We start from the raw sequence: 26,734 nt of genomic DNA on the forward strand, positions 1-26,734 counted from the left end.
GGTTACACCTCCATGGCTACCCTGGACGGCACCTTGCAAGGCCGCCCCCGTCGTTTGCCTTCGCCCGGTACGGCTACCGGCAAAGGTTGGTCAACCGTTTGGAGAGACTGTAGCCAGCAAAGCAGTTCCGACAATCTCCAACCGACAGCGCCGGGGCCGATTTGGACCCTTTTGGGCACTCGGCCTGCCTGCTCGTCCCGCCACCAACTCACCTTACTGCGGCCTGTTATCAGTCTGCGTTCCTGTTCCCTTACAATGCGATCTGTTTCCATGCGTGCTCCAAGATTAGGTAACCAAAAAAGCCTGCACTGATCCCCCTCCGGTTTGGAGAAGATCAACGCAGGCCCACGATGATTCCGGCCGGGCATGGCCGGGGTCGTTTGGTACCTGATTTTATTTGTCGGAGCCCGCGTCCACCGTCATACGTCTGCTGCTGATGACGGCCTTCGAACCACCTAAACGCTGGACAGCTAGCCCATACGCTTCAACCATCTTTGTTGTTGTCGGTATCCGTACAAGCGACTTGGAATAAGTGGCTAAACGTCCATTCTGTATGTTGCATATAACTGTGCCCGTGATATCGGACTTTTTACGACAGAAATATTCGTAGCAAGGGACTAATACTTCCCTGACCAGTTTTTTTTCCTCATTAGTGGCATTGTGGTTTTGCAGCCCGCCCTGGTTAAATTTGAGTTCGACCTTCGCGCATGAGCGCCCTCCTGCAATCGCGATAGCGATTTTTTCCAAGGTGTTGTGCTCGAGTATCCGATGTTTTTCTTGGGCCGACGTCATGAATAAGAAAATACACCACGTTTCAAATGAAATCAATAAATTTATTCAAGTAAATCAATCTGTTATAACTATCGTTGTTTATGGGGAAATCGAGGGTGTGGATGCTTTATGCTAATTTTCGTTTCGCTCTCTCGGTTCCCAGGTCAACTACCTTCTCTCCGGCCAGAATAATTTTCAATCTCCTTTCCAGTGCCTCCAGCGCCATTTGCTTTTCTTCGTCGTAATCGTGCAGGTTGTACGTGCCGTCCAGGCGCTCAAGGGTATGGTTCAGGACGCGCTCCCGGTGCTCCTTGATGATCTTGGATGCCGCCATGAGGGTATTCGCGGTCCGGCGGAGATCGTGGGGCGTGAACTTGGCAACTCCCAGGCGGTTCTCGGTGGCCGGCGAGCCGTCCTTATTGAAAAGTTGGTTGCCCTTGTCGTCAGCCAGTGGATGAGTGAGGTTCTTCCCAACGGTCACGGCAAGCGCGGTATCGCCCATGGGCTTGTTGCCTGATTTCTTAACAGGGGAGGGGAATATATACCCCATTGGCTCCATCTTCCCCTCTTTTTCATTCATGGCTTCCAGCGGCCCGATCAGTTCAAGAGCCGTCTTTGTCAGGTATACGCGATGCGCTCGCCCGTTTTTCGCCCGCTCCTTTGGGATTATCCACCATTGACCGTCAATCTCATCGGTGTGCATCCCGATCACCTCGCCGGGGCGCTGGGCTGTAACCAGAATGAGTTTCAAGGCGCGGCGGGACTCTAGGGACATGCAAAGGTCGTCTCGCTCCAACGATTTCCATAAGGTTCTGATTTCGTCGTCCGATAATGCCCTGTCTTTGATGTTTTTGGGCGCGGGTAGTTTGGCGCCTAGGCAAGGCGTTGTGGTGAGAATATCCTTTTCTACAGCCCAATTGAACATCTTGCGGATAATCTGAAAGCAGTTGTTTGCCATCCCCGGCGCGTCGCGGTCGATGATGCTATCAAGCAATGCGATCACGTCGCGCTTCACAATGTCGGCAGCTTTGCGCTTGCCCCATGCCGGGATAACGTCACGGTTCAAAATGGCTTCATCCTTCGCCCATGATCGTTTGAACTTCTTGGCGTGCTTCTCGATGTAATCGGTAACGAGTTCGGAAACGGTGGGGGCTTTGCGGCGTTCTTCTCGTTCGCAGTCGGCCAGCGCCAAAGGGTCCTTGCCTTGCTCAAAAAGGCTGTAGGCGTCCCGATACCGCTTGTTAGCCTCGGCAATGCTGACACTGGGATAATGGCCGAGATTCATGAAGCGCCTACGGCCATCGAAGCGGTAAAGGAAAAACCACGTCTTGACGCCGCCAGGTGTCACGCGGATACCAAAGCCTTTGCCTTCCCTGATATCCTGAATCTTGTCGGTCGGCTTCAAATTCAGAATGAACTTGTCGGTGAACTTCATGGCGTGGCCTCCCTTTTTTTGAGACCACATGAATCTCGTATGGTCTCTCGTGTGGTCTCAAATATGTTATCTAGGGTGAAATGAAGTGAAATGGTGTGATGATGGGTATAGCGCTTAACTTGTTGTTTGTCAATGGTTTTTGTGTTTGAGTTGAAAACGGTAGAAATATATTTAAAAGATATGAAATGATTAGATTAGGTTGCTGTTAACCACCTTGTCCATGGTTCGAGTCCGGGTTGGGGAGCCAACTACTAGATGATCTGAGTACTCCAGCATGAGTGCTCAGATCATTTTTTTTATCCGCCACCCGTATCACCCCGGCCAGTTCCGCATACCCTCCGATAATTTTCACCTCATCGTTCTTGAACACCACTTCCTTTACCAGCTTCTTGAGATATTGCTTGGCCAGTGGCGTTTGCTGATCGAACAGCCGTTCGCGGAGCAGGGTGCAAAATTCGGTTATGGCCTCCGGGTCTATGGTGTCGGTTTGTAATTGCTGCCTGTTTTGCAGCACCTGCATTTGAGCTGCAACCACTTCCTTCTCCTTGGTCAGTGTCAAAGTCCTCTCTTTGAGATCAGCGTCCAAGGGGACCAGCCCTTCTTCAATGGCATTGTAAATCCGCTGCATGCGGAGCTTGACCGCTTCCAGTTTCAGGGAGACCTCTTTCATGATATCGGCATCATTCTGGTTGCCGCTTTTTCTCTGCAATTCGCGGAGCATGGCTGCCACCCGTTCCGGAGTCACAAAATTTCGGCACATGACGTCCAGAATCACGGCATCCAGTTTGTCCAGCCGCACCATGCGCGACTGGCAGAGGTCTTTATGTTTGTTGTTCTTGGTGGTACAGCGGTAGTAACGGTACTGATTGCCTAACTCTTTCATTATACCCTGTGATGCTCTCCAAAATAAAATGATGAAATTCAAAATCGTCCTCATATGCGTTTTTGCGCTCCTAAGTGCCTGTATCCCTGTTAAATACACGGAGGCACCGAAGCTATCTGGTCGCGTGATTGACTCGGAATCTAAGAATCCAATTTCTGGTGCGGATATTTATTTCAAAGAACATCCTGATAAAAAGGTTCAGTCAGACAATCAAGGTAGATTTATTTTTGATCCAATTACGAAATGGATTTTGATTCTCATCGGACCATCCGATTTCATGCCGCCGCACGGAGATTTACTAATTGAAATGGCGGGGTCTGAAAGACTAGAAAAAAAGCTGTACGGGCCGAGAGAAATTGAGGGTGAGTTTGAATTGAAGAGAAGGTAGTGCTGGGAGCGCGTCGGTATTTTTCATTTTGTGTAGTATGTGGACCTGCCCCTTGTGATGCTCCTTTTGTGTGTCTGGCAGCGTGCGAAAGCACCTGCCCGATGGGTGCGTCAAGGCGATTGCGGGTCGCAACGTGAACGGTCTCGGCGTGTTCAAAAGCTGGAATTATCCGGGAAGCGCTCCGTTCGGCGGGGGCTGGTGCCCCCGTCGAACGGACGCCGCATCAAAGGTTCGAAGAGCGGGGTATCAACGAACGGCCCAGATGTAGTAAGAATTGCCCATGTCGAAGTTGCCCCCGGTGCCGCTGCCCATGTCAGCCTCCCAGATATTGCCGCCGCCGATGCTGTAGGACGACCAGTAGTAATCGCTCTGGATGTTGGTAAAAAACATTGGCGTACCGGCCAATACCGGTTCCGTACCGATGATCAATGCCGCAAAATCGCCTATCGTCGGCAATCGCCAGTCCATGGCGTGGGAACCGTCGCTCAGGCCGCAACTGCCGCTCGCGAGATAACTGCTCCAGGTCAAGGCGTCAAACCACGTATTCCCCCCCCGGACGTCACGCCGCCGAGGGTGGCCGCGCAGTTGGCGTTTTTCAGCCAGAGCAGGCCGGTGGTCATGTCCCGGACCGTGCCGTCTCCGTTGTCGCACCAGCGGCCGAGCGGGCTCAGGGTGCCGCTGCAACTGTAGGCAGCCGTGACGACGTCGGTGAAGTTCCGTCCGGTGACATTGGTGTTGCTGACCGTCACGGCAAGGGAGGACGGCTTGAAGCTGTATCCGGACCGTGACGGGGTTACGGTGTAGGTGCCGTTCTGCAGCCCGGCAAAACTGTAATTGCCGCTGGCGTCGGTCATAACGGCGGCTGTGGCGGCTCCGGTCAGGGCGACGGCCACGTTCTGCAGCCCCGTTCCGTTCAGGGCGATGGTGCCGGACACGGTGTAGGTGGGCGCGGGAGCTGCCGTTATGGTCACTATCGCGCCGCCCGCGTGCAGGCCGTCCACCACATAGATGTTGAACGTGCCGGGGGCTGTGGAGCTGAAGGTCGTCGAGGCGGTGTTGCCGGCAATGGTCACGTTAGCCGGGGTCGTCAGCAGGTTGCCGCCCGTTGCCGCGAAGGTGGCGGTTTTACCGTTTTCCGTACTGGGGAAGGTGGCGGTGACGGTAATGGCGGTGGAGACGGCGGCGGTCAGGGCGCTTGCGCTCATGGCTACCGGGGTGGCGACCATGGCGCTGATCTGCGCCTGGAGGGTCGATATGGTGCTGTTGAGGGAAACGATGGTCGCGTCCTGCGTTACGATGGTGTCGTTGGCGTTGGCGAGTTGCGTCTGCAACGTAGCTATCTGATTGGTCAGGGTGGTCGCCTGGGCGTTGGCGGCGGCCAGTTGGCCGGACAAGGCGCTGTTAGTGCTTTCGCTTGCCGCCAGTTGTGCCGTCAGGCTGGCTACCTGGGCGTTGGCGGCGTTCAGTTGTGTCGTCAGGTTGGCGATGCTCGCCTGCGCGGCGGCGTATGCGGCCGACAGGGCGGCGCTATCCGACGAGAGGCTGGCGGCCAGCGACTGGAGCACGAGGACCTGGTTGGCGGCGGTCGTCAGGGGCGTGGCGTTGGCGTTGGCGGGCTGCCCGGCCAGCGTGGCCAATGCGCTTTCCGTCTGTTTCAGCGAGGCGATCGCGGTGGTGATCCCGGCGCTGTACACCGAGCCGTCCGCCTTTGCGCTGGACAATTGCGTCTGCACGGCGGATAGCTGGGTTTGCAGGGTCGCTATCTGCGCCTGTTGCGATTGCGTCTGCGACGGGGTGTCGCCGCTGCAGCCGGTACAGGCAAGCCCCGCGAAGAACAGCGTAACCACGAGTAAAGCATGTTTCATGTCAATCCCCTCCTTGTTTGATACGAATATGTTTCTAGTGCATGAACTAACTCTGAAGCCGGTTCGGCTGCTCCGTTTGCAGGTGCGCTCCGGCCGATCCGCAGATCCGCCCGATGTCGGCTGCCGTTTCAGAAGAAATCCGCTGGACGGCCGCTGGCCCAACCGCGTGGCCGTTTCGGATACACCTGCTTACGGGTAGCCGCCGGTCCGGCACAGCCCCGGGTCCAGCCGCTCGGCGAGTTCGGAGATGCGCTGGAATTCCAGACTGCCGGACAACAACCGCAGCTCTCCCGGAGACAGGCGATACCCCGCCTGAATGCTGGCCGCCTCAAGGGATTCGGTCGCCAGACGGCGGAACCGCCCGTCGGTGATCAACCGCCCCAGCACTTTTTCGACCGCTTCCTGTGACATTGGCGCCTCCCGTCGCACATCTGTCCCCTGCGGGACAATTGCGCCCCGGAGCAGATCTGCTGCCCGAGTAAGTGGCGAAATCCGTGCCGGATATTTTTTTTTGTTTAAATTCGGTGTGTTATGAAAATGGGATGGAATGTTTCTGTCCGGAGGGGGACATGTTGTCCCGTTTGGGACAACTGGTGGAGCGGGCTGGCCGGAAGGTCGGCGGACGGGCGCTTTGGGGGGTCAGTAGAACAGCTTGCGGGAGGCTTTCAGCAGGCGGGCGGCGGAGGATTTGTTGTTGTTGCTCCTGACCAGGGCCCATTCGACAACCCGGCGGGTGACGGTGTCGAGAGAGAATTCGTCGAGGGAGAAGGTGAGGTTGAGGGAAATCCGGTCGCCGGCCACCTCCCCGGTTTGTGTCTGAAAATGCTCCTGCAGGCGCAGGTGCTCGGGCCGGATCAGGTCCCCGCCGGTGACGATGGTGGCATATTCCAGTTGGTTGCGCAGTTCGCGCACGTTGCCGGGCCAGTCGTAGGTCATCATCAGGTCGAGCGCCATCTGGGAAAGTCCGGGGAGCTGTTTGCCCTGGTGCTGCCGGAATTTCCTGAGGTAGTGTTCCGCAAGGTGCGGGATATCTTCGCGTCTCTCCCGCAGGGGCGGGATGGTGATCGGGAAGATGTTGAGCCGGTGGAAGAGGTCCCGGCGGAAGGTCCCCCGGTCGCAGCATTCCTCCAGATTGCGGTGGGTGGCGACGATGACCCGGAAGTCGGCGTTGATCTGGCGGTCGGAGCCGACTTTCTCGTAGGTCCGCTCTTCCAGCAGGCGCAGCAGTTTCGGCTGGAGCGACAGCGGCATGTCGCCGATTTCGTCCAGGAACAGGGTGCCGCCGTGCGCCCGGCTGCATTTTCCCTCGCGTTCGCGGTCGGCGCCGGTGAAGGCCCCCCTGACGTGGCCGAACAGCTCGCTCTCCAGCAGGGTTTCCGGGATGGCGGCGCAGTTGACGGCTATGAAGCTGGCCATGTTCTGCCCGGATGCCACGTGGATGGCCCGGGCCATGACCTCTTTTCCCGCCCCGCTCTCGCCGGAGATGGTAACGGTGGTGCGGGGGGAGGCGGCCACCTGCCGGGCTGCGGCGAGAGCCCTGCCCATGATCGGCGAATGGCTGGTCATGTTCTGGAAGCTGAACTTTTCCCGCTCGAAATCCAGCATCCGGTCATAACTGTGGCGTACCCTGGCGTTTTCGAGCAGCCGTTCCACCACCACCAGCAGTTCCTCCCGGTTGAGCGGCTTCAGCAGGTAGTCGCCGGCCCCCTCTTTCATGGCCGCCACGGCGCTGTTGACACTGCCGTGGGCGGTGACCAGCACGAAAGGCAGGTCCGGGCGGACCTCGTGCACCCGACGCAACAACGCCACCCCGTCCATCCCCGGCATGACCATGTCGGACAGCATCAGGTCGAAGCGCCCCTCTTCCAGTTTTGCCAGGGCCTCGGCCCCGTCGGCGGCGCAGGCCGTCCGGTATCCGGCATCGTCCAGGTATCCCTTGACCATGAAGCGAAAGCTCTGCTTGTCGTCAACCACCAGTATCCGTGCGCCACTGTTCATGGATAGCCACCCTTCATCCGTTTCATGAGTTTCTCGACCACCGGCTGCAGGTGTTCGGGCCGGGCCGACGGGGCGTGCCGCTGCAGCCAGGCCGCAAGTTCGGCCGGCTCCCGGTTTGCCAGGTGTCCGCACAGACCTTTCAGGGTGTGGGCGGCCCGGACGAGTCCGCTGCGGTCGTCGCGTTCGAGGGCGGTTTGCAGGCTCCGCAACTCGCCGTCGATATCCTGCAGCAGCATCTCCCGGTACTGCCGGGCGCGCTCCGGGTCGCCGGCCAGGTCGTTCCGGGTTTGTGCGTCCAACTGCGGCTCCCCGCCGGGCGGCGCTGCGGCGGTTTCCCCTCCGCACGCGGCCATGGCCTGGGCCAGCTGTTCGGGGACCACCGGTTTTGCCAGTACCCCGTTGATCCCCGCGGCATGACAGGCGTCGCGGGTGGACGCATCGGCATCGGCCGTAATGGCGATGACCGGTACGGGGATTTCGGCCCGCTCCTCTTCCCGGCGCCTGATGCGGCGGGCAACCTCGATGCCGTCGATATCCGGCATGCGGATATCCAGCAGGACCAGGTCGAAACGCCGCTGCTCCATGAACCGCAACGCCTGCAAGCCGTCTTCCGCCAGCGTAACCTCCTGGCCCCAGGATCTCAGGATCTCTCCCAGCAGCCTGCGGTTGAATCCGTTGTCCTCCACCACCAGGACCGCACGGGGCGCCGGGGCCGCGGCCGGTGCAAGACGGCCGTCCGGCGCCGGTTCCGTTTCCCGGAGCGGCAGTGCGACGGTAAAACAGCTTCCCGCGCCGACCCGGCTGTCGACGGTGAGGCTTCCCTTCATCAGTTCCGTCAGGTTGCGGACGATGGCCAGGCCGAGGCCGGTGCCGCCGAATTTGCGGGAAATCGTCGGGTCGAGCTGGCGAAAGGGCTGGAAGAGCAGGGCGCGGCCGTTTTCGGGGATGCCGATGCCCGTATCCCGCACCTCGAAGCGGACCAGGGGCCGGTCTCCCTCCGCCGGTCGTCCGGCCTGGCTGACCGTGCAGGATACCGCGCCGCTTTCGGTGAACTTGACGGCATTGGCCAGCAGGTTGGCGAGGATCTGGCGCAGGCGGAGCGGGTCGCCGAGGACCCAGGCGGGCACATCGTCGGCCACGCCGACCTGAAAGGCCAGCATTTTCCGCTCCGCCAGGGGGCGGTACTGCTCCTCCAGACCGGCGACGAGCTGCCGCAGATCGAACGGTACGGTTTCGAACTCCATCCGCCCCGCCTCGATCTTGCTCATGTCCAGGATATCGTTCACGAGCTCCATCAGGGAGCGCGACGATTGTTCGAGGATGGCGAGGTACTGGTTGATCAGGGCGGGGTCGGTTGCCGTGCGGGCCATGCCGCTGAATCCGACCAGCGCGTTGAGCGGGGTGCGGATTTCGTGGCTGACCAGGGCGAGAAACTCCGATTTCGCCTGCGACTCCAGGGCGGACCGCTGCGCCTCCTGTTGCAGCCTGCGGGAACGCGTGTTCAGGATCATGGCGAATATGCTGCCGATGATCAGGCCGTTGATGATCAGCACCTGCCTGCCGTAGCTCGTGTTTCCCCGCAAGCTGGCGGGGGTGCTGCGGTTGGCAATCCAGAACAGGGTGAAAATGAAGGCGACGGCAACGAAGAAGAGTCGCAACGAACGGCGGCTCGGGGTGCTTTCGCTCCGCAGGGTAAAGGTCGTGGCGACAAAATACCACCAGGTCACCCTGACCAGCACCAGGTTGGAAACCATGGCGAAAAAGATATGGCCGGAGACGATCGCCGCAAGCTGGAGGGGAAAGGCGCACAGCAGGAGATCGAGTCCGCGCATCATCAGCGGCGGGGGCTGATAGGGTTTGAACAGCTCGCGGCAGAACAGAATGGTTGCGAAATTCGATCCGCAGTAGGCAACGACGGTAATCCAGTCTATCGTGCCCGGAGGAAGACCGGCAGGGATAAAGGGGGCCAAATAGCCGGTAATGGCCACGCCATACAGGGTGTACATGGCTTGATGCAGGGCAAACAGGCCGATTACCGGCAGCCGGTCCAGCAGATAACTGTGGAGGGCCCAGGACAATAGCAGCAGCATGGCGGTCACGAAAAACACCGCCATCAGGTCGAACCGGTCGTCCACGCGCTCGGCCTCCGCCGGCTCCAGGGCTTCCACCGTCAACTGCGACGAACTCCTGGTCTTGAGGCGCAGATAGTAGGTCGCCCCGGAGGGCGCCACGTTGACGACAAACCCCAGGGAATTTCTGGCGCGATCGCGCGTGTCGAAAGCATAGTGATTGCCGGTCAGGCGTGTCTTCCAGCCCGACGGGGCCCCCGCGTCCGCCTCGTAAAGACGGACCTCGTTGAGAAAAGGCTGGCGAATGAACAGCACCACCTCGTTCCCCTTGGCGGGCGCCCGGACCCGCAGGCGCAGCCAATGCGCGGAGTCGGTCAGCCCCCGGGAAAGCGTCGGACCGATCGGGGTAAACTCGCGCCCGACCACATCGGTGATCGTCAGGGTGCCGGCCGCGTCTTCCAGCGCGGCACGCGAAACGATCAGGTCACTTGCAACGGCGGGGAGAGCAAGGGCACATCCGGCGATCAGGATGAACATGCCGAAAATGTATTTCATAAAAGAGTGCTCGGTTACCGGGAGATGGGGGATCGGGTCGCGCCCATTGGGATCACGTCCGGGACATCCCGGTTTGCACGACATTCGGACCATGACCGTTGTTTACTATCAAAACTGCAACGGACGTGTCCAGGGTTTTGTGCAAATTTTGTGTAAATAACTTTTCGGGTTCCAGAAGAGAGCGCCAGCGCCCCCCAGAAAGGAAATGATCCGCATTCCCATGGACATCTGTCGAGCTGTGCTGTTGGTATCGATATCGAAGTGAAGGGCATATTGGTTGAACAAATCGGCATGATAGGCGGCCACCAGTTCTCTCTGCTCTGGCAACAGATGCAGAATCTCCTCTTTCTCCAGAGTTTTAATCCGAATTTTCATGGTTCTGCGCATGAGACGCGCATCGTGTCTCTTTCTGGCGGCACCTGGGCGGGCCAGCCGATCACAAGCATCAGCAGACCAGCCGCGACAAAGGAAGCAAGCCGCTCCACCGTGCCGTGACCGGCAAGATTCTCCAGAATAGTTTGTCCGCCACTATACCCGGCAGTCGCCCCTCTGTGATCCTGGCAATGAACATATCGATACCAGCGCGCCCACGGCAGCCCCGGCACAATGGGCCTGCCAGACGGGGGCCACGCCCGAAGCGCTTATGCCGAGCCATTCCAGACAGATCTTCATCAGCATGGCTGCAAGCAGCACGATTCCGGTCCGGGCGTCACGGACGATCAGGCGTATCGCGGCAAAGCTGAGAAGCCCGGCCGTGATGCCCGAAAGGCCGCCATAGACATCCACCGGATGTAAGGTCAGCAACTCCACCGATACAACAGTGGCCGCACACAGTGCGGTGCAGGAGATGGTCCCGACGCCTGAGCCCAATCGGCTGCAGAGAATCAGCACCAACCCCAGCGCCAGCAGGTCGTACCAGTAGTGCTGCCAGTTCAGATGGACGAGATGTCCGCTGATGAGCCGCCACCATTCGCCCTGCCGGGTTCTGGCAATGTCCAGTGCCCAACGGTCGGGGGCGCCGGTTGCCGCTGCGGCAGCCAGCGCCGTGGCCAGCCAGGCTGTCAGCAGCACCGTTTGCGTTTGTTTGCTGCACATAGCAACCCCACTCCCGCCATGGCGATCCAAGCCGCGTCGAATGAACCGCCTCCGGTTGTCTTGTACTCATTGACCCTGCCCCAGTAGTTCTCGCGTGAGGTGTCTTCTCCGGAAGGCGCCGAGCCCATGGGCCGAATTTCCGCAGCCTTTGTTGCGTCGAAATGTTCAAACTTGACCAGTGATTCGGCCAGGGTGGCAACCAGCTTTTTGGTGGCGTCCTCGATGCTGGAAACCGTGTCTTTCTGGGCCGCCCCCGATGACGCGAACAGCGTGGCACGCGACCTTTTTTCGTCAGAACCGTCAGCGCGGAAGATGAGGGCTCTGGATGGCACGTGGTAGACCGCCGCCTCAAGCACCGTGTTGGTATCGACAGTATTCCCGGGAATGACGAAGCCGCCGATGACGGTAATGTCCAGAAAGGCCGCGAGCGAATTCCGTTCATGCTTTTGGAACTGGTTCGCCGCCATGAGCACGATGACGTCCACGTCGAACTCCCTGGCCACCTGTTCCAGCTCGGCAACGCCGCCTTTGGGACGCAGGTATGTGGAAGGTATGGCGTAGGCCGCAGTAACGTACTTCTTGTGGGATGCCAATTGGGAGCGGACGGACTCGATGACCTGCTTCTTGGTGGTTTCGGGGATGTCGAGATGTCTTTCGTCTTCCGGGACAAAGGTCACCCCGACCTTTATCGGCAGAACCAGCGGTTTTTTCTGCACCACAGGCGCGGTCGTTTCCTTGCCGGAGTAGAGGTAGGTGGCCAGACTGCTCTGCCGCTGTACCACGCGGATATTTCCGTCATAGGCACAGGCGGTGAGCGGGATGAACATCAGGACGATAACGAGGTGTTTCAACATGGCAGATCGCTCCTTTCGTGGTTGGGTCCATCTCATGGTTATCTCCCGGAAAAAAGGTTGTCCATAACGGCGCCGATGCTGTTGCCGAGCATTTCCGGGGCGGGTTCGGTCCTGACCATGGCCTCGGCCTGCAGCCGTTCGACCCTGTGGGCAATGCCGTTGGATACCGTGACGATGGTGGTCAATGCGATGAAGGGGATGATGACTGTTGTCAGTTTGTGAATGATGGTTTTCATGGCGTCCTCCCTTGGTGAGGTGCTTCTATGAATCATGGGGCCAACCGATCCTTCAGCGCAGCATCACGCCGCCCGCCAGAGCCCGCAGAATGTTGTGCAGTGTGCGGTGCCGGGCCAGCGGATGGCGGGTATGCCGTGTTGAAAGGCTGGAGATGGTAGTGACGGAGGCGACCAGGATAACCAGGGGGATGGCGGCGAGTGCCAGTTTGATGATGAAGGTTTCCATGACTGTCTCCCTGCTGCGTTCGTTCGTGTTTCACTGAACGTATTACAGGGAGTGTGCCAAAAGGCATCTTTCGGTATAACTGTATGATATTAAAAGTATAAATTGTGTAGCAATGGTTTGAGGGCTATGTTTGGTGCAGGTGCGTATGAACATTTAATGATATGCTGATATGCATTGGATGAATACTTGAGTCCGTTTGTTTCAAAAAAGCGGCTCCATCTCTGGGGCCGCTCATGGTCGTATGTAATCGCGTTACCCAGCGAGCGCCGCCAGGGCGATCTCCTTGATCCCCTTCAGGTCCAGCTTGCCGGTCCCCAGGATCGGCAGACTTTCCACCTCCACGTAGCAATCACGCCCCGGCTTCCAGAGATTGGGCAGGGGGCTTTCGGCCATGTGCCGCTGCAGGGTCCCCGCGTCGGCCGCCTCGCGGGCAAAGAGCACCACCAGCCGCTCCCCCTTCTTCTCGTCCGGCACGGCAGTCACCGCCACCACCCCGGTCTGGCCCAGGCGGTTGTGCAGTTCGTCCTCCACCACACCGTGGGGCACCATCTCGCCGCCGATCTTGCTGAAGCGCGACAGGCGATCGGTGATGCGGATGAAGCCGTCGTCGTCCATGACGCCGATATCGCCGGTGACGTACCATCCCCCGCGAATCGCCTCGGCGGTCTTGTCCGGCCTCCCCAGGTAGCCGAGCATGACGTTGGGCCCCTTGACCAGCATCAGTCCGGCCTCACCCGGTTTCTGCTCAATACCGCTCTCCGGATCGACCACCTTGATTGCCACGCCCGGTATGGGGTGCCCAACGCTCCCTTCCTTGGAGCCGTACTGGCGCACGCCACCCACCTCCACATCCGGCAGGGAGAGGGTGATGACCGGGGCCAGCTCGGTGGCGCCGTACCCCTCCATCGGCCTGACGCCGAAACGCTCCTGAAAGGAGTCGGCCACCTTGGCCTTGAGTTTTTCAGCGCCGGTGACCACCAATCGGAGCGAGGCAAAGTCCTCCCGCTTGGCGCGCCGCAGGTACGCCAAAAGGAACGTAGGCGTGGCCAGGAGCAGCGTGGACTTGTGCTCCCGCACCATCTGGGCGATCTTCTCGCCATCCATGGGGTTGGGGTGATAGGCCGCCGAAAAACCGGAAACCAACGGAAACCAGAGCGTGCCGGTGAAGCCCAGGGAGTGGAAGAACGGCAGGGCCGAGCACACGTTGTCGGCGGCACTGACCCTGAAGACCATGCGTAGCGCCTCGATGTTGGACATGATGTTGTGGTGGCTCAGCATGACCCCCTTCGGTTCGCCGGTACTGCCGGAGGAGAAAATCACCGTGGCCACACTGTCGGCGGAGAAGCCTTCACGGCCGCACAACAGCCGGGGCGGCAGGATACGGGCTTTCAACATGGCCAGCAATTTGTCCGCAGCGCCGATGGTGGGCAGGATATCCTCCAGCAGGATCATCCCTTCCAGCCGCGGCAACGAGGGGACTTTCTCGAGAAAGGCCTTCGAGGTGACGATGGTGGTGATGCCGCACTGCTCGACGGCCGAGCGCAGCGACCCTTCGGCGGCGGTGTAGTTCAGGTTGACCGGTATCCTGCCCAGCAACATCAGGGCAAGGTTGGCCAGTACGCCTCCCACCGACGGCGGCAGCAGCAGCCCCACGTGCCCTGCCGTGCCGATGGTGCCCTCCAGCTTGCCTGCCAAGGCCACGGCGCCTGTCAGGGTATGGCCGTAGGTGAGGGTCCTGCCCGAGGTGTCGGCAACGGCCTTGCGTTTCCAGTGCAGCCGGGCGGACTGGATGAAGTATTGTTCCAACGGACGACGGCGCGGTTTGCGCGAGTCGAAGTAATCGCAGGAAAGTTCGGATACTCGCTGGCGCACCTCCATGGCCGTGCTGGTCGAAGGCATTGGTTTCCCGAAGATGATGGTCATGGGATAGGGGGAAAAAGCCGGTAGGCGCGACAGCAGGCGGCCATGGGCGTAGGAGAGGATGCTGCCCCAGGCGCCGCCGATGTAGACCGGGATGATGGGGTAGTCGCTGCCCTTGACGATGCGTTCGAACCCGCCGCGGAACTCGCGCAACATGCCATTCCTGGTGAGTTGCCCCTCGGCGAAGATGCAGACCAGGTAGCCGTCATCCAGCGCAGCCCGCGCCTGCTTCATGAACTCCAAGAGTCCCTTCCTGCCGTCCTCAGAGGAGACCGGGATTACCCCCATGAGCCGGAACAGGCCGCGCAACAGCGGGGTGTTGTAGATGCTGCGCTCCATGACGAAACGGATGCGGCGCTGGTTGGTGGCGGTCAGGAGCAGGGCATCGACCCAGGTGACGTGGTTGGGGACCAGCAGTGCCGGCCCTTCCACCGGCAGATTTTCGCCGCCGATGACATTCAGGCGGTAGAAGATGCGCATAGTGGCCAAGGCAATGAAGCGGAGCAGGAAGTCGGGCAGTATCCAGAAGGATGCCAGGGTCAGAAGCAAGGTGATGACGCCGACGATGCTGAAGCCCTGGGCCGCCGAAAGTCCCATCGGCCCGCTCAGGAACCAGGTCAGCCCCGAGGCGATCAGGATCGCCACCCAGTTGATGAAGCTGGCTGCGGCCAGCACCTCGCCCCGTTTGGCCGGTTCGGCCTGAAACTGGATGAAGGTTTGCAGCGGGAGGCTGAACAGACCGGCGGAGAGACCGAATAATGTCAGAATCGCCAGGCAGGAAGCAAGGGCGGAGGGCACAACGTGCAGCAGGATCGGGGCAATGGTCAGGCCGGCTGCGCCGATCGGTACGATGCCGAATTCTACGTCTCTCCCCGATAGTTTGGCCGCCAGCAGCGAACCGCCGCCGATACCGAAGGCTGCCGCCAGAAAGAGGTAGCCGCTGTGGGCCTCGGAGAGATGCAGCGCCTGCATGCCGTAGGCGATAAGGTTGAGTTGGGCATAGGCTCCGACAAACATGAAATAGGCCTGGCCGATCACCGCCAGCATCAGGTGCCGGTCACGGCGGATGCTTATGACGGTACGCAGGATCTCGGTCGGCAACAGGGCGACATGCCGCTTGGCATCGGCGCGTGGGGTGGCGTCCATGCCGCCGGCCGCCAGCAGTCCGGCCAAGGCCACACCGAGACAAAACAGCGCCGCCAGCCAGTAGCGGCCCTGTGCGGCCTGGGTCAGGGCCGAGGCGAGCGTGGTGCCCAGGATGATGGCCAGGTAGGTGAAAGATTCGATCAGGCCGTTGGCGCGGGAAAGCTGTTCGCGATTGGCCAGTTCCGGGATCACGCCGTATTTGGCCGGAGCAAAAAAGGCGCTGTGGGTAGCCATCAGGAAGATCACCACATACAGGCCGTTATGCCATCCCATGAAAAACGCCGCCACCGCCAGGGCGGTCACCACGACCTCAACCGTCTTGACGAGCACGATGATGCGCGACTTGCGCAACCGGTCCGCCAGGCAGCCGGCCGGGGCGGAAAACAACAGGAAGGGCAGCACAAAGGCCGCCCCCACGGCGGCAGTGATCACGCCGGCCTGGTCCGCCCCCTTGACGCCGATCAGGCAAAAGATGATCAGGAGCTTGAGGATGTTGTCGTTCATGGCCCCAAGGAACTGGGCCGCGTTGAGGCGACTGAAGGAACGGGGGAGGTTCGAGTCTCCGCTACGGTTTGTCTCGCCGGCTGCACACATACTATCTACCTCCCGGGAATATGAAACAGTTTCGAATTGTTGGCAAAGATCGTTTCCGGGACGCCCAATGCCCGTTTCAACTCCACATCCTGGTCCCAGGGATTTTTGATGGCGGCGATGCGCCACACGGACCTGAGCGGTATGTGGAGTGCGTGCCACCAGGGAGAGGTGATGCCGGTGGCGATAAGTGGCATATCGGTCCCGTGCAAGAGGCGGCCGTGCAGTTCTTCATGCTTCAATAAGCGTACAAGCTGACCCTGGCGGTTCGCTTGCGTCAGGGCCGATATGTCTCCGTACAGATTGGGATATTCGGCACACAGGCGCAAAAAACGCTTGAAGTTCTCCTCGCCATGGTTCCAGCCATTGCCGGCGGCATGTGCAGCAATAACCGTCACTCCCAGGGAAAGGGGCAAACGCAGGCGTTCGGGGTCCGCAAGCTCGTCTTTCTTCCGGGTGAAGGAGTTTTCCTGGCCGGTGTGGGTCAGGAGCGGCAGGCCGAGTTCCCGGAGCCGCACATAGAAAGGTATCAGGCGCCGGTCTGACGGATCGATGTCCTGGACGGATGGCAGCCATTTCAACAGTACGGCACCGTCAGCCGCAGCTTGATCCAGGCGCTGGATGGCGTCCTTTCGATAAGGGTTGATACTTGCCCCGAACAGGAGATTCGGGTGGCGTTTCGTCTCCCGGGCCAGGAAATCATTGGGTATATAAACCTCCGTGCGCGAGCGGTCCAGCGAGCCGTTTGCATCGACAACGCCGTCCATGGCCAACACCACCGCCGCCTTAACATGGTGCGATTCGGCCAGGGTGCGGGAAAGTCGCTGCAGGATCAGGGAATCGCCCTCACGCTCCAGTTCCTTTTCGGTTACGCCGAACGACTTGAGATAAATACGGTAGCGCCAGTTCTTGCGCAGTGCCGGAGAGACAAAACACCCGCTGCCGCCGGCGCCTATCCCTGCGGTGTGGCAGTGGATGTCAATGATTGGAGGCTTCGCTGGTCCGCTCGCCGTCCCCGTCCGGGGCCACAATACCAGATAAAATGTCGCTGCTAGAAGTAATAGTTTCATGAGGTTTCCTCTTGGTCGGATTGTATGATACATCGCTGTTTTCAAAGCGCGTGCCAGGCTGTAGCCGGCTGTATAACATGCTTGAATCATTGTTTAATATTGACCGAACATGCTGTAGGGATATGCTCTGCTATTTTGGTATTGACATATTATGTATGTGCAATGTACACAACATGCATGAATGCAAAACAGGTATTGTCGTCAACTGATCGAGAATTTTTCAAAGCCGTGACCCAGGCTTCCATTGCCAATCCCTTCAGCCAGGCCCGCGTCGCGCTTGACCGTAAGATTGCCGGGACAGACGCCGCCATGTCATGGGATGATCTGGTGGGAGTAGCAACTGCTCGGGTTAGCGAACGCTTGGCGGGACTTAAGAAAAGTGGGCGCGACAACCTGCAGCGTTATGGTGCCGACGACCAGTCCTTGCTGCGTACGGCTTTCCTGTTCGACATCTTTCACCGCCACCGCCAGACCTTCGATGATTTTATCCTCAGGCAACTGGCTGCCGGTGACACTCCGATCCCGGCACCTTTTGCCCGGGAGTTGTTGTCTGCCATGTCGGCGCTTGGCATAGATGAGGGTGGGTGTCTGCGCTTTCTGGGGATCTTCTACCAGATCAGACGGGCTTTCTACTTCATAGAGACCTCTCTGATCGGGCTTTCTCCATCTATGCACGGCCTGCGGCTGCAGCTCTGGAACAATATCTTCACCTGTAATATCAACTGGTACGAACAGCATCTCTGGAACCGCATGGAGGACTTCTCCACCCTGCTCCTGGGGGAAACCGGCACCGGGAAGGGAGCCGCGGCTGCCGCCATCGGCCGATCCGGCTTTATCCCCTTCGATGCCCGCAAGGGATGCTTCAGCGAGAGCTTTACCCGCAATTTTATTGCCATCAACCTGTCTCAGTACCCGGAATCACTGCTGGAATCGGAACTGTTCGGCCACAAAAAAGGCGCCTTTACCGGCGCCATAGAAAACCACGAGGGTGTATTCAGTCGCTGCACACCCCATGGCTCCATCTTTCTGGATGAAATCGGCGATGTCTCTGTACCGGTACAGATCAAGCTGTTGCAAGTGATCCAGGAACGGACCTTTGCGCCGGTGGGCAGCCACGAGCGCCAGCGTTTCCAGGGGCGGGTCATTGCGGCAACCAACCGGCCGCTGGATAACCTGCGCCGGGCGGGGCAATTCCGCGACGACTTCTACTACCGGCTCTGCTCGGACATCATCGTCGTTCCGCCCCTTAAACAGCGTATCCAGGAGGAGCCACGCGAGTTGGAGGCGCTGATCGTCAGCATTCTGAAGCGCATGATAGGTGATGCCGCCGTTCCCCATGCCCGCCTGGTGCAGGAGACGCTCAGCCGCGACCTGGGGCCGCACTACTCCTGGCCGGGCAATGTCCGCGAGTTGGAACAGGCGGTGCGGCGTATTATCATAACCCGCCACTATCGCGGGGACACGGATGCTTCGGCTCCAACCGAACCGGCCGAGAGGCTGCTGGCCGGTATTGAGGCCGGCAGCTTGGACGCCCAACAGTTAATGGTTGAATATTGTGGTTTGCTGTATAAACGCTTTGGTACGTATGAGGAGGTGGCCCGTACAACCGGTCTCGACCGGCGTACGGTTAAGAAGTACGTGCTGCTGACCAGCGGAAAGGCTTGCCCGAACATGATAACCGAGCCAGCAGATCCTAAGGTTGGGCGCAACGTACAATAGCGGTTGACCTGGCGAAAACAGGTTTCTGCGCATGTGGACAAAGGCTTGGGTTTCCCCGCATGAACATGCAGGTTACGGAACCGGGTGGGAACTGATTTGAAAACCGTCAAATTTGTTGCTCGTACCGTGGCGACGTTCGCTCCGTTTCGGACTTTTTCGCAAAAAAATTGAGCTTCACCAATCCCGATATGGCAAGTGCGTGGCTGAGTATGGTGATTTTGCCGAGCGGCGTCATAGCGAGGGCTGGCGAGAGTTGTACCGTGGGCGTATTATTGACGGTGGAAGGAATAGTCGTAGCTGCGCGCAAAAATAGGTTCTTGAGTTTGCGGCCACAGCCTGTGGATGGCGTTCCAGCATGAAAGCCCCGCGTTCCGGTAACGGAATTCGGGGCTTTTTGCCTGCCGTTCCAAACATTAGAAATTTAGCGGGCTTTGTAGCGCGCCTGGTGACTTGGACATACAAGATATGACGTGCGCTGCTGCCTTGACCTGATGTCGTGGAAGTGGTTCAGTACGAGGCATTTTGTTTTCATCGCCGCTGTCATAACACGGACGTTGTAGAATCTGGCTATCGATACGCCAGCGGTGAGCCCGCTGTGCTTTCGACGTCAGGTCCGGAAAGCATCCCAGCCCCTTACCCCCCGAAATGCGCCGCCACGATCCCCCGGGCCAGGTCCATGGACGAGGTGAAGGCCGGGGAGATGGGGTTCAATACGTGGAGCGAGGAGCCGTCGGCCACCACCAGGAAATCCATGATCATCTGCTTGGTCTCCCAATCCACCAGTTGGGGCCGGATGCCCACCTTGGCGGAGGGGAGCACGTCGCGGGGCGAGAGTTGTTTCACCAGTCGGGCCGCATCCCGGAAGAAGCAGGAGGGGAGGTATTTCAACGGCTCGCTCAGGGCCACGCTGCGGAACAGGGGATTGGCCAGGAACAGGGTCAGGTCCTCCAGGGCGATGCCGAACCCCTCCCGGTCGATCCCGGCCAGGATGCCGTAGTTCTCCCGGCCGAAGGCGGGGATGGCGGTGGGGCCCAGGTAGACGTCGCCGTGGACGCTGCGGGTGAAGTGAACCCCCAGGAAGGGGTTGCGGATGTCCGGCACCGGGTAGATACTGGAGTTGACCGTGAAGGGGGCCTCCGTGCGCAGCAACCGGTAGAGCCCCTTGAAGGGGATGAGGCGGAGGTTGCCCCCCACGCCGAACAGTCGGGCCACTTTGTCGCAGTAGGCGCCCGCCGCGTTGACGAAACGGCTGAAACCGATCTCCCCCTTACCGGTCAGGGCGGTGCCGCTCCCGCTCCCCTTCAGCCCGGTCAGGGGGCACTCCAGATGGAAGCGCACCCGGCCGCTCTCTTCCAGATCGTTTTTGAGGCTCTTCAATACCGCCTTGGGGTCCACCACCGCCGTGTAGTGGGAGAACAGGGCCCGTTCCACGGTCCGGGCGTTGGGCTCGATCTCCGCCAACTGTTGTTCGTCGATCATCTCCACCTTGGCGCCGTTGGCCACGGCCCGGCGGTGGAGTTCGTCCAGCACCGGCAACTCCCCGGCCGTGCGGGCCACGATCACCTTGCCGTTTTCCAGCAGGGGGAGCCCCTTTTCCTTGCAGTAGGCGCGCATCAGGCGGTTGCCGTTCAGGCATGATTTGGCTTTGAGACTGTCGGGGGAATAGTAGATCCCGGCATGGAGGACGCCGCTGTTGCGCCCCGAGGCGTGACGCCCCAGTTCCGGTTCCTTCTCCACGATCACGATGTCGCCGTACCCGGCCCCGACCAGTTCCCGGGCAATGGTCAGCCCGATGATGCCGGCGCCCGCAATCAGGATTTCCGCCTTGTCCAGTTGCATATCCAGCCCCCTTGTGTCGATGATGGTGTGTCGGTTCAGGATTGGGTTGCGGAGCGGGGCGTCGCGAAGACCACGGCCAGGGCGGCGGCGGAGCCGATGCACGCCTCGCCGAAACGCAGCACCGCACTCATGATCGGGTTGAGGGTGGGGTTCAGGTGCGAAATCACCATGACGACCGCCACGGTGATCACCGCCAGGCGGCCGTGTTCGGGCACGTTCAGGAGTTGGCACAGCACAATGGTCACACCGAGGGAGACGGCCATGCCGGCCGGCCCGAACGGTAAAAAAGAGAGATACACCCCGCTGACGACCGCGCCGATGAAGGTCCCGAGCACCCGGAGCCCAGCCGACTTCCAAGTGTCGCGGGTCGTGGCCTGGAGCACCACCAGCCCGGAGATGAGCGACCACAGTCCCCCCATGGCCGCCGACTCGCCGTGGAAGATGCCGGTGGAGTATTCGCCGCAGGGGTACGCCACCAGGCAGACCACGGCATTCTGGATGGCTACGGTGATGCCGTCCTTTTTGAGCAGCGTCTTTATCCCTACCCAATCGATCATGGCATCACCTGCCCAATGGACGCCGGCCTAGTCCCCATGCCCCAGCAGGATACCGGTCACGATGGCGCACAGCACCACCACGCAGAAGAAGGCGAAACGCCAGTCCCGGTCGCGGACGAAGATCACTCCCGCCGCCACCACCCGCATGACCGGCGTGGCCAGAAGCGCCAGCAGGCCCGCGGTGATCAACCTCGGTGCTACCACCGCATGCCCCCCCAGCAGCATGGCACCGATCCCCAGGGCCAGAAGGGCGGCGGCGACGAGGGAACCGATGCGCAGCAGCCGGGCCAGGACCAACTCGATCGCCTCGTGCTTCGCCGGTGTCTCATGGTGCGTTTCGACGGTCATCCCCGCACCCCCCGGTAGATCATCTCGATGGCCGTGTAGACGATCAGGGGGATGAAGAGCTTGCGGATGGTGGAGGTTTTCAGCCTGACCATCAGACGGCTCCCCAGCACGGCCCCCACCAGTACCCCCAGCACCACCGGCCCTGCCACCAGCGGTTTGACGTCGCCCCGGGCGAAATAGACCACCGCCCCGGAGGCCGCCGTGACCCCGATCATGAAGTTGGAGGTGGCGGTGGATGCCTTGAACGGCATGCGCATGACCTGGTCCATGGCCGGCACCTTGAAGATGCCGGCGCCGATCCCCAGAAGCCCGGCGGCGGCCCCGGAGAAATACATGAGGACCAGCCCGGGCAGGGTCCGGGTAACCTGGTACTCCACCCGGCGGCCCAGCATGCGGTCGTAGTAGGAACCGGCCAGATTCAGCTTTTGCGACAGGCGGTCCGGCACCACCTCCCCCGGCAGTTCGGCCTTGCGGGTCCTGAACATGTTGTAGCCCGAATAGGCCAGAAGCAGGCCGAACAGGATGTACAGGAAGCGCTGGTGCAGGTAGCCGGCGATCAGAGCCCCGCTCAGGGCTCCGAGGGAGGTGCCCATCTCCAGCCACATGGCCACCCGGGTGTTGGTCAGCCGGTCGCGCAGGAAGGCCACGGCGGCGCCGGTGGAGGTGGCGATGATGGAGACCGTGGAGGCGGCCACGGCCGTGCGCATGGAGACGCCGAACAGGATGGTCAGGGCGGGCACGATGATGATGCCGCCGCCGAGCCCCAGGACCGAACCGACGATCCCGGCGCCGATGGCCATGGCGAATATCTCGATTGTTGTGGTGAGTAGAATGACCCATTTCCTCCGTTTACTGTTTTTTGTAGCCGTAGAGCTTTTCGGCGCATACCGGGCAGATGCCGTGGGAAAAATCCGCGCCGGAATGGGAGGAGATGTAGGATTCCACGTTATGCCAGTACCCCTCATCGTCCCTGATGTTCTTGCAGTTGGCGCAGATCGGCAGCAGCCCTTCCAGCCTCGTGATCCGGGACTCCTGGGCCTGGCGGAGCGCCGTGCGGGCCTCGACCCGGTCCGTGGTGTCGATGCAACTGCCGATATACCCGCCAAAGGCGCCGTCGTCGAGATAAAAGGGGGTGCCGCGGTCCAGAATCCAGCGATAGACACCGTCATGCCGCTTGAGGCGGTATTCCATCTCGAAGGCCAGACGCTTGCCGAAATTGTCCAGGTAGATCTCAAGGCAGCGGTCCAGGTCGTCGGGATGGACCCCTTCGGCCCAGCCGTTGCCCTGTTCCTGCGCCATGTCCCTCCCGGTGAATTCGAGCCAGCGCTGGTTGAAGTAGTTGCACAGCCCGTCGGTCCCGGCCCGCCAGATCATGATGGGGGCCCGCTCGACCAGAATCCGGTACTCCTGGGGGGTGATGACGCTTGCGTTCTGTTCCATGTGCGAGCCTCCGTCGCCGGGGTGCCTTAGCCGCCCGGTTGCCGCATCTTCAGGCGCTTGGAGAGCGCCGGTTGGGATATGCCCAGAAGCCGTGCGGCCAGGGTCTGGTTGCCGTTGGCCCGGTCCAGCGCCTCCATGACGAGAAAGGCGGCGGCGTCGCTGAACGTGGGCAGTTCGTCGAACCCGGCAAAGGGGTTCTGTCGGGGCTCCGGGGCGACCGCTCCCCCCCGCCCTGTTTCTGGGAGCGCTCCACGGCCCTGATGAACGACTCCATGGAGAGCATCCGGTCCCGGTGTACGCTGACGGCGTCGTAGACCATGGCCTTGAGTTCCCGCACATTGCCGGGGAAGGTGTAGGTGGCGAGGAACGGGGCCAGCCCCTTGGGAGGGGTCGGCTTCTTTTTGCCCAAGGCCCGGGCCGACTCTTCCAGGAAATGGTCCAGCAGCAGGGGGATGTCCCCGCGCCGTTCCCGCAGCGGCGGCACGTGAAGCTGGTGGGTCCGCAGCCGGTAGTACAGGTCCCGGCGGAAGGTCCCGGCCGTCTCCTTGGCCGCCAGGTCCTGGTGGGTGGCGACGATGATGCGGGCCTTGAGCCGCTTCGGCAGGTCGCACCCCAGGGGGAAATACTCCCCCTCCTGGAGCAGCCGCAGCAGTTTCACCTGGGAAGGGATGCTCAGGTCGCCGATCTCGTCCAGGAACAGGGTGCCGTCGGCCGCCTCCTCCACCATACCGCGCCGCACCTGCTCGGCGCCGGTGAAGGCTCCCCGCACGTGGCCGAACAGGGTGTCGGCGAAAACCGTGTCGTCCAGCCCGGCCACGTTCACCGTCACCAGCTTGCCCCGGCAGCCGCTCAAGGCGTGGACGGCCCGGGCGACCAGTTCCTTGCCCGCGCCGCTCTCGCCGGTGATCAGGAGCGGCTGGGGGCTTTTGGCCACCGCCTCGGCATAGGTGAAGACCGCCTGCATCCCCCGGTCGTTGGTGACGATGGCGCTGAAGGCCTCGGGGTGCCGGACCTCGGGAGAGCCGAAACGGCTGGCCATCTCCCGGTGGTCCCGCTGCAACTCCTGCATGCGCACCGCCCGAAGCACGCCGTTTACCATGCGGTCCTCGTCGTCGGTCTTGACGAAATAATCGAACGCCCCCCGCCGCATGCAATTGACGGCGGTCTCCACCTGGTTCAGGCCGCTGATGACGATGGAGGCGATCTCCGGGTGCCGCTCGGCGATCTGCTCCAGAAGCTCATCCCCCGACAGGTGCGGCATGGTAAGATCCAGCAGCACCAGGCCGATCCGCCCCTGGTCCAGGATGGCCATGACCTGGCGGCTGTCGTTGCAGGTGGCGATGTTGGTGATGCCGGCGCAGGTCTCCAGGGTCAGGGAGAGGGAACTGAGCCAATCAGGCTCGTCGTCCACCAGGAGGATGCCGAAATCGGGATAGAGGGGCTCGCTCACAGGGTTTGCTCCTTCCGGTACTCGGGCAGGGAGAGGGTTACGGTAGTTCCGCTGCCCGGGGTCGAATCGAACTCCAGGGTGCCGCCGTGTTCCTTGACGATCCCGGCCGATACGGAGAGGCCGAGGCCGGTCCCCCCCATGTCCCGCTTGGTGGTGAAGAACGGGTCGGTCAGGCGCGGCAGGTTCTCGGGAGAGATCCCGCTCCCCTCGTCATGCAGGCGGAGCATCACCATGCCGCGGGCCGCGTCATGGAGGGTGGCGAGCTCGATGCCCCGCCCGGGGTCCGGCAGCGCCTGGCAGGCGTTGATGATCAGGTTCACCAGCACCTGCTCGATGCGCTGGGCATTGCCCCGGATCGCGGGGAGCCTCTCGGCGTACCTGGCGCCGAACCGGCTGGTCGCCTTGCGGATGGAGGGTTCCACCAGCCGCACGGCGGCCTGGGCCACGGCGTTGAGGTCGATGGTGTCGTTGAAGGCGGTGTCGTCGCGCCGGGCAAAGTCCTTCAGGTCGTCCACGATCCGCTTGATGCGCTTGCCCGCGTCCTGGAGCTTTTCCAGGCTGCGGGGCATCTCCTCCCGCATGCGCGAATAGGGGAGCCCGCCGCAGGTGAAATTGCCGTTCTCCTGGTAGTACCGTTCCAGCACCTTGGAGGCGTCCTTGAAAAACCGCCGGAGGATCGGCACCTCCAGCAGGATCAGGCCGGTGGGGTTGTTGATCTCGTGCGCCACGCCGGAGACCAGGACCCCCAGGGCGGCCATCTTGTCCGCCTGGACCAGTTGCTGCTGGTTGAGACGCAACTCCTCCTCGGCATGGCGCCGCTCGGCGATCTCCCGGGTCAGGTCGGCGGTGCGCAGGGCCACCTGGCGGTGCAGGGTGCGGGACCAGAGGGCGAAACCGCCCAAGAGGAGCACCAGCGGAATCCCCACGATGGCGGCGTACCGGGTGACGGTGGCCCACTCCACCCGGTTGGGTTCCAGCACGCCGAGCCACTTTTCATAGATTGCCTGGTATTGCCCGGTCTTCCTGAGGATGGCCAGCCCTTCGTTGAAGCGGGAGATCAGTTCCGCATTGCCCCGGTCCACGGCGTAGCAGTAACGGTGGGTGGCCACGTTGCGGACCACCGGAATCAGGTTGGTCAACTTCAGCTCGCGGATGATGTACATCCCCGGCACGATGGCGACGATGGCGTAATCGGTCTTGCCCGCGGCCAGAAGGCGCAGGGCGTCGGCCGGCGTGGCGGTCAGGATCAGCTTGCCGCTGAACCCCTTGCGCACCAGGTAGTCATGCATGATGCCGCCCCGGTGCACCGCCACCTCCTTCCCTTCGATCTCGTCGAGGGAGTTGATCATGGGGGATTCCCGGCGGGCGAATACGGCGTGGTTCACGATGGTATGGGGGAGGGAGAAATCCACCTCCCGGGAACGCTCCTCCGAGTAGGACATCCCCTGGAGCACGTCCACCCGGCCGGTCTGGAGGGCGTCGCGCATCTCCGACCAGCCGCCGAGGCGGAACTCGACCTTCATCCCCATGACGTCGGCGATGGCGCGGGTCAGCTCCACGTTGTAGCCCGAGGGCTGGCCGTTCTTGTCGATGAACTCGTAGGGAGGGTACTCCCGGTCCCCGCCGACGATGATCACCTTGTGGGGGTTGGCCTGGAGGGTTTCGGCCAGGGCGGCGCCGGAAAGCAGGCAGGCGGCGAGTGCTGCGGCCATGAGGAACAGGGCGCCAAGCCGGTGCGGGGCGGGCATGCGGTTGCGCAATGGCACTTTTTTTCCCAAGGTCACGTTGCTATCTCCAGCGGCTCCGGTCCGTGTTGATCCCCAGGCGGGCGTACAGGCGGGAGGAATCCCGGCCGGTCGCCGTCTCTTCCCGGGCCGCCCGCTCCACAATGGCCGCCAGGACGGATTCCAGCGCGGCGTCCGATTCGGCAAACCGCAGGCCGATCAGGCCAAATCCGTTGTGAATGACCTGGGCCGGCACCTGGGCCGGGGGGGCGTCGCCCCCGAGAGGCAGCACCAGCACGCACCGTTCCCCCTGGCGAACCGCTTCGCAGTCCGCCTCGTCCAGCCCGACCAGCGCCCCGTGCGGGGAAATGTTCTCCACATGGCAGGGGAAACGCTGGTTTTGGTACAAAAGCGCCCCATTGGCCACAAAAACGATCCGGCGGGACGCTCTCTTTTCACGCATAGGACGGCCTCTCCACGGCACCAACTCACAGCGGTCCGGTCATACGGGGATGCAGTTTCTCACAAAATCCGGACAAGGACAATAAATTGATT

At 61.1% G+C, this 26,734-nt stretch carries 25 protein-coding genes and 1 pseudogene; 2 read left to right on the forward strand and 24 right to left on the reverse strand.

Translation table 11 applies throughout. The annotated features are described in order from the left end of the window. Positions 1-2 precede the first annotated feature (2 nt). From FO488_RS20575 to FO488_RS03445, 4 genes are all read right to left on the reverse strand, one after another. Entirely contained in the window at positions 3-368 is a 366-nt protein-coding gene (locus FO488_RS20575) for a helix-turn-helix transcriptional regulator (RefSeq protein WP_370514311.1), read from the reverse strand. Between the two features lie 25 nt (positions 369-393). Next, on the reverse strand, positions 394-792 hold the full coding sequence (locus tag FO488_RS03435; RefSeq protein ID WP_168205855.1) for a hypothetical protein: 399 nt from the start codon (positions 790-792) through the stop codon (positions 394-396). Between the two features lie 106 nt (positions 793-898). Beyond that, positions 899-2,206 (reverse strand): site-specific integrase, encoded by a 1,308-nt coding sequence (locus FO488_RS03440; RefSeq protein ID WP_240732165.1) that lies wholly within the window; start codon positions 2,204-2,206, stop codon positions 899-901. Positions 2,207-2,411: 205 nt separating this feature from the next. Next, positions 2,412-3,089 (reverse strand): zinc ribbon domain-containing protein, encoded by a 678-nt coding sequence (locus tag FO488_RS03445; protein ID WP_205743340.1) that lies wholly within the window; start codon positions 3,087-3,089, stop codon positions 2,412-2,414. Between the two features lie 124 nt (positions 3,090-3,213). Here FO488_RS03445 and FO488_RS03450 point away from each other — a divergent pair, with 124 nt between their 5' ends. Further along, positions 3,214-3,477 (forward strand): hypothetical protein, encoded by a 264-nt coding sequence (locus tag FO488_RS03450; protein WP_149209271.1) that lies wholly within the window; start codon positions 3,214-3,216, stop codon positions 3,475-3,477. A 246-nt stretch (positions 3,478-3,723) separates the two neighbouring features. Here FO488_RS03450 and FO488_RS19280 read toward each other — a convergent pair whose 3' ends face one another. From FO488_RS19280 to FO488_RS03510, 12 genes are all read right to left on the reverse strand, one after another. Next, positions 3,724-4,005 carry a DUF1566 domain-containing protein gene (locus tag FO488_RS19280; RefSeq protein WP_168205856.1) on the reverse strand — a complete coding sequence of 94 codons (282 nt, stop codon included), beginning with the start codon at positions 4,003-4,005 and terminating at the stop codon, positions 3,724-3,726. Beyond that, entirely contained in the window at positions 4,002-5,342 is a 1,341-nt protein-coding gene (locus FO488_RS03460) for a carboxypeptidase regulatory-like domain-containing protein (protein WP_149209273.1), read from the reverse strand. Before FO488_RS03460 ends, FO488_RS19280 begins: the two co-directional genes overlap by 4 nt. A 189-nt stretch (positions 5,343-5,531) precedes the next feature. Beyond that, positions 5,532-5,753: an Os1348 family NHLP clan protein gene (locus FO488_RS03465; RefSeq protein ID WP_149209274.1), complete on the reverse strand. Its 222-nt coding sequence runs from the start codon at positions 5,751-5,753 to the stop codon at positions 5,532-5,534. Between the two features lie 228 nt (positions 5,754-5,981). Further along, the gene (locus FO488_RS03470) at positions 5,982-7,340 is read right to left on the reverse strand and encodes a sigma-54 dependent transcriptional regulator (protein ID WP_149209275.1); all 1,359 of its coding nucleotides are present in this window, start codon (positions 7,338-7,340) and stop codon (positions 5,982-5,984) included. Next, positions 7,337-9,964 (reverse strand): ATP-binding protein, encoded by a 2,628-nt coding sequence (locus FO488_RS03475; RefSeq protein WP_168205857.1) that lies wholly within the window; start codon positions 9,962-9,964, stop codon positions 7,337-7,339. The genes FO488_RS03470 and FO488_RS03475 overlap by 4 nt, the downstream gene beginning before the upstream one ends. A gap of 108 nt (positions 9,965-10,072) precedes the next feature. Then, positions 10,073-10,339, reverse strand: a complete 267-nt coding sequence (locus tag FO488_RS03480; protein WP_149209277.1) for a hypothetical protein — start codon at positions 10,337-10,339, stop codon at positions 10,073-10,075. 153 nt (positions 10,340-10,492) lie between these two features. Beyond that, positions 10,493-11,059 carry a rhombosortase gene (rrtA, locus tag FO488_RS03490; protein WP_149209278.1) on the reverse strand — a complete coding sequence of 189 codons (567 nt, stop codon included), beginning with the start codon at positions 11,057-11,059 and terminating at the stop codon, positions 10,493-10,495. Next, entirely contained in the window at positions 11,026-11,913 is an 888-nt protein-coding gene (rhlP, locus tag FO488_RS03495) for a rhombotarget lipoprotein (RefSeq protein WP_168205858.1), read from the reverse strand. Before rhlP ends, rrtA begins: the two co-directional genes overlap by 34 nt. A 38-nt stretch (positions 11,914-11,951) precedes the next feature. Beyond that, the gene (locus FO488_RS03500; RefSeq protein ID WP_149209280.1) at positions 11,952-12,149 is read right to left on the reverse strand and encodes a hypothetical protein; all 198 of its coding nucleotides are present in this window, start codon (positions 12,147-12,149) and stop codon (positions 11,952-11,954) included. A gap of 52 nt (positions 12,150-12,201) precedes the next feature. Then, the gene (locus tag FO488_RS19285) at positions 12,202-12,375 is read right to left on the reverse strand and encodes a hypothetical protein (RefSeq protein ID WP_168205859.1); all 174 of its coding nucleotides are present in this window, start codon (positions 12,373-12,375) and stop codon (positions 12,202-12,204) included. Between the two features lie 252 nt (positions 12,376-12,627). After that, positions 12,628-16,035 (reverse strand): acyl-[ACP]--phospholipid O-acyltransferase, encoded by a 3,408-nt coding sequence (locus tag FO488_RS03505; RefSeq protein ID WP_149209281.1) that lies wholly within the window; start codon positions 16,033-16,035, stop codon positions 12,628-12,630. Between the two features lie 5 nt (positions 16,036-16,040). Further along, complete coding sequence (locus FO488_RS03510; protein WP_149209282.1) at positions 16,041-17,102, reverse strand: amidohydrolase family protein; 1,062 nt, start codon at positions 17,100-17,102, stop codon at positions 16,041-16,043. A gap of 177 nt (positions 17,103-17,279) precedes the next feature. Here FO488_RS03510 and FO488_RS03515 point away from each other — a divergent pair, with 177 nt between their 5' ends. Beyond that, positions 17,280-18,821 (forward strand): sigma 54-interacting transcriptional regulator, encoded by a 1,542-nt coding sequence (locus FO488_RS03515; RefSeq protein WP_149209283.1) that lies wholly within the window; start codon positions 17,280-17,282, stop codon positions 18,819-18,821. Positions 18,822-19,454: 633 nt separating this feature from the next. Here FO488_RS03515 and lhgO read toward each other — a convergent pair. The 8 genes and pseudogenes from lhgO to FO488_RS03555 form a co-directional block, all read right to left on the reverse strand. Continuing rightward, entirely contained in the window at positions 19,455-20,660 is a 1,206-nt protein-coding gene (gene lhgO, locus FO488_RS03520) for an L-2-hydroxyglutarate oxidase (protein WP_149209284.1), read from the reverse strand. Positions 20,661-20,695: 35 nt separating this feature from the next. Beyond that, positions 20,696-21,217, reverse strand: coding sequence for an aromatic acid exporter family protein (locus FO488_RS03525; RefSeq protein WP_149209285.1), 522 nt, complete (start codon positions 21,215-21,217; stop codon positions 20,696-20,698). Positions 21,218-21,244: 27 nt separating this feature from the next. Further along, positions 21,245-21,565 (reverse strand): DUF1634 domain-containing protein, encoded by a 321-nt coding sequence (locus FO488_RS03530; RefSeq protein WP_149209286.1) that lies wholly within the window; start codon positions 21,563-21,565, stop codon positions 21,245-21,247. After that, positions 21,562-22,365 carry a sulfite exporter TauE/SafE family protein gene (locus FO488_RS03535; protein ID WP_149209287.1) on the reverse strand — a complete coding sequence of 268 codons (804 nt, stop codon included), beginning with the start codon at positions 22,363-22,365 and terminating at the stop codon, positions 21,562-21,564. Before FO488_RS03535 ends, FO488_RS03530 begins: the two co-directional genes overlap by 4 nt. Before the next feature lie 49 nt (positions 22,366-22,414). Next, the gene (locus FO488_RS03540) at positions 22,415-23,005 is read right to left on the reverse strand and encodes a PAS domain-containing protein (protein WP_149209288.1); all 591 of its coding nucleotides are present in this window, start codon (positions 23,003-23,005) and stop codon (positions 22,415-22,417) included. A 26-nt stretch (positions 23,006-23,031) separates the two neighbouring features. Continuing rightward, positions 23,032-24,455: pseudogene (locus tag FO488_RS03545) on the reverse strand (sigma-54-dependent transcriptional regulator). Next, complete coding sequence (locus tag FO488_RS03550) at positions 24,452-26,203, reverse strand: transporter substrate-binding domain-containing protein (protein WP_168206116.1); 1,752 nt, start codon at positions 26,201-26,203, stop codon at positions 24,452-24,454. The pseudogene FO488_RS03545 and the gene FO488_RS03550 overlap by 4 nt, the downstream one beginning before the upstream one ends. Before the next feature lie 40 nt (positions 26,204-26,243). After that, positions 26,244-26,642, reverse strand: a complete 399-nt coding sequence (locus FO488_RS03555; RefSeq protein WP_149209289.1) for a PilZ domain-containing protein — start codon at positions 26,640-26,642, stop codon at positions 26,244-26,246. Between the last annotated feature and the right edge of the window lie 92 nt (positions 26,643-26,734).

The sequence above is a fragment of the Geobacter sp. FeAm09 genome (assembly GCF_008330225.1).
In the GTDB taxonomy this organism is placed as follows: Bacteria; Desulfobacterota; Desulfuromonadia; order Geobacterales; family Pseudopelobacteraceae; genus Oryzomonas.

Bases quoted from the DNA above. Each gene is read 5' to 3' on its own strand.
- FO488_RS20575 (WP_370514311.1), bottom strand. From the start codon at position 368: ATGCCCGGCCGGAATCATCGTGGGCCTGCGTTGATCTTCTCCAAACCG.
- FO488_RS03435 (WP_168205855.1), bottom strand. From the start codon at position 792: ATGACGTCGGCCCAAGAAAAACATCGGATACTCGAGCACAACACCTTG.
- FO488_RS03440 (WP_240732165.1), bottom strand. From the start codon at position 2,206: ATGAAGTTCACCGACAAGTTCATTCTGAATTTGAAGCCGACCGACAAG.
- FO488_RS03445 (WP_205743340.1), bottom strand. From the start codon at position 3,089: ATGAAAGAGTTAGGCAATCAGTACCGTTACTACCGCTGTACCACCAAG.
- FO488_RS03460 (WP_149209273.1), bottom strand. From the start codon at position 5,342: ATGAAACATGCTTTACTCGTGGTTACGCTGTTCTTCGCGGGGCTTGCC.
- FO488_RS03465 (WP_149209274.1), bottom strand. From the start codon at position 5,753: ATGTCACAGGAAGCGGTCGAAAAAGTGCTGGGGCGGTTGATCACCGAC.
- FO488_RS03470 (WP_149209275.1), bottom strand. From the start codon at position 7,340: ATGAACAGTGGCGCACGGATACTGGTGGTTGACGACAAGCAGAGCTTT.
- FO488_RS03475 (WP_168205857.1), bottom strand. From the start codon at position 9,964: ATGAAATACATTTTCGGCATGTTCATCCTGATCGCCGGATGTGCCCTT.
- FO488_RS03480 (WP_149209277.1), bottom strand. From the start codon at position 10,339: ATGAAAATTCGGATTAAAACTCTGGAGAAAGAGGAGATTCTGCATCTG.
- rrtA (WP_149209278.1), bottom strand. From the start codon at position 11,059: ATGTGCAGCAAACAAACGCAAACGGTGCTGCTGACAGCCTGGCTGGCC.
- rhlP (WP_168205858.1), bottom strand. From the start codon at position 11,913: ATGTTGAAACACCTCGTTATCGTCCTGATGTTCATCCCGCTCACCGCC.
- FO488_RS03500 (WP_149209280.1), bottom strand. From the start codon at position 12,149: ATGAAAACCATCATTCACAAACTGACAACAGTCATCATCCCCTTCATC.
- FO488_RS19285 (WP_168205859.1), bottom strand. From the start codon at position 12,375: ATGGAAACCTTCATCATCAAACTGGCACTCGCCGCCATCCCCCTGGTT.
- FO488_RS03505 (WP_149209281.1), bottom strand. From the start codon at position 16,035: ATGTGTGCAGCCGGCGAGACAAACCGTAGCGGAGACTCGAACCTCCCC.
- FO488_RS03510 (WP_149209282.1), bottom strand. From the start codon at position 17,102: ATGAAACTATTACTTCTAGCAGCGACATTTTATCTGGTATTGTGGCCC.
- FO488_RS03515 (WP_149209283.1), top strand. From the start codon at position 17,280: ATGAATGCAAAACAGGTATTGTCGTCAACTGATCGAGAATTTTTCAAA.
- lhgO (WP_149209284.1), bottom strand. From the start codon at position 20,660: ATGCAACTGGACAAGGCGGAAATCCTGATTGCGGGCGCCGGCATCATC.
- FO488_RS03525 (WP_149209285.1), bottom strand. From the start codon at position 21,217: ATGATCGATTGGGTAGGGATAAAGACGCTGCTCAAAAAGGACGGCATC.
- FO488_RS03530 (WP_149209286.1), bottom strand. From the start codon at position 21,565: ATGACCGTCGAAACGCACCATGAGACACCGGCGAAGCACGAGGCGATC.
- FO488_RS03535 (WP_149209287.1), bottom strand. From the start codon at position 22,365: ATGGCCATCGGCGCCGGGATCGTCGGTTCGGTCCTGGGGCTCGGCGGC.
- FO488_RS03540 (WP_149209288.1), bottom strand. From the start codon at position 23,005: ATGGAACAGAACGCAAGCGTCATCACCCCCCAGGAGTACCGGATTCTG.
- FO488_RS03550 (WP_168206116.1), bottom strand. From the start codon at position 26,203: ATGCCCGCCCCGCACCGGCTTGGCGCCCTGTTCCTCATGGCCGCAGCA.
- FO488_RS03555 (WP_149209289.1), bottom strand. From the start codon at position 26,642: ATGCGTGAAAAGAGAGCGTCCCGCCGGATCGTTTTTGTGGCCAATGGG.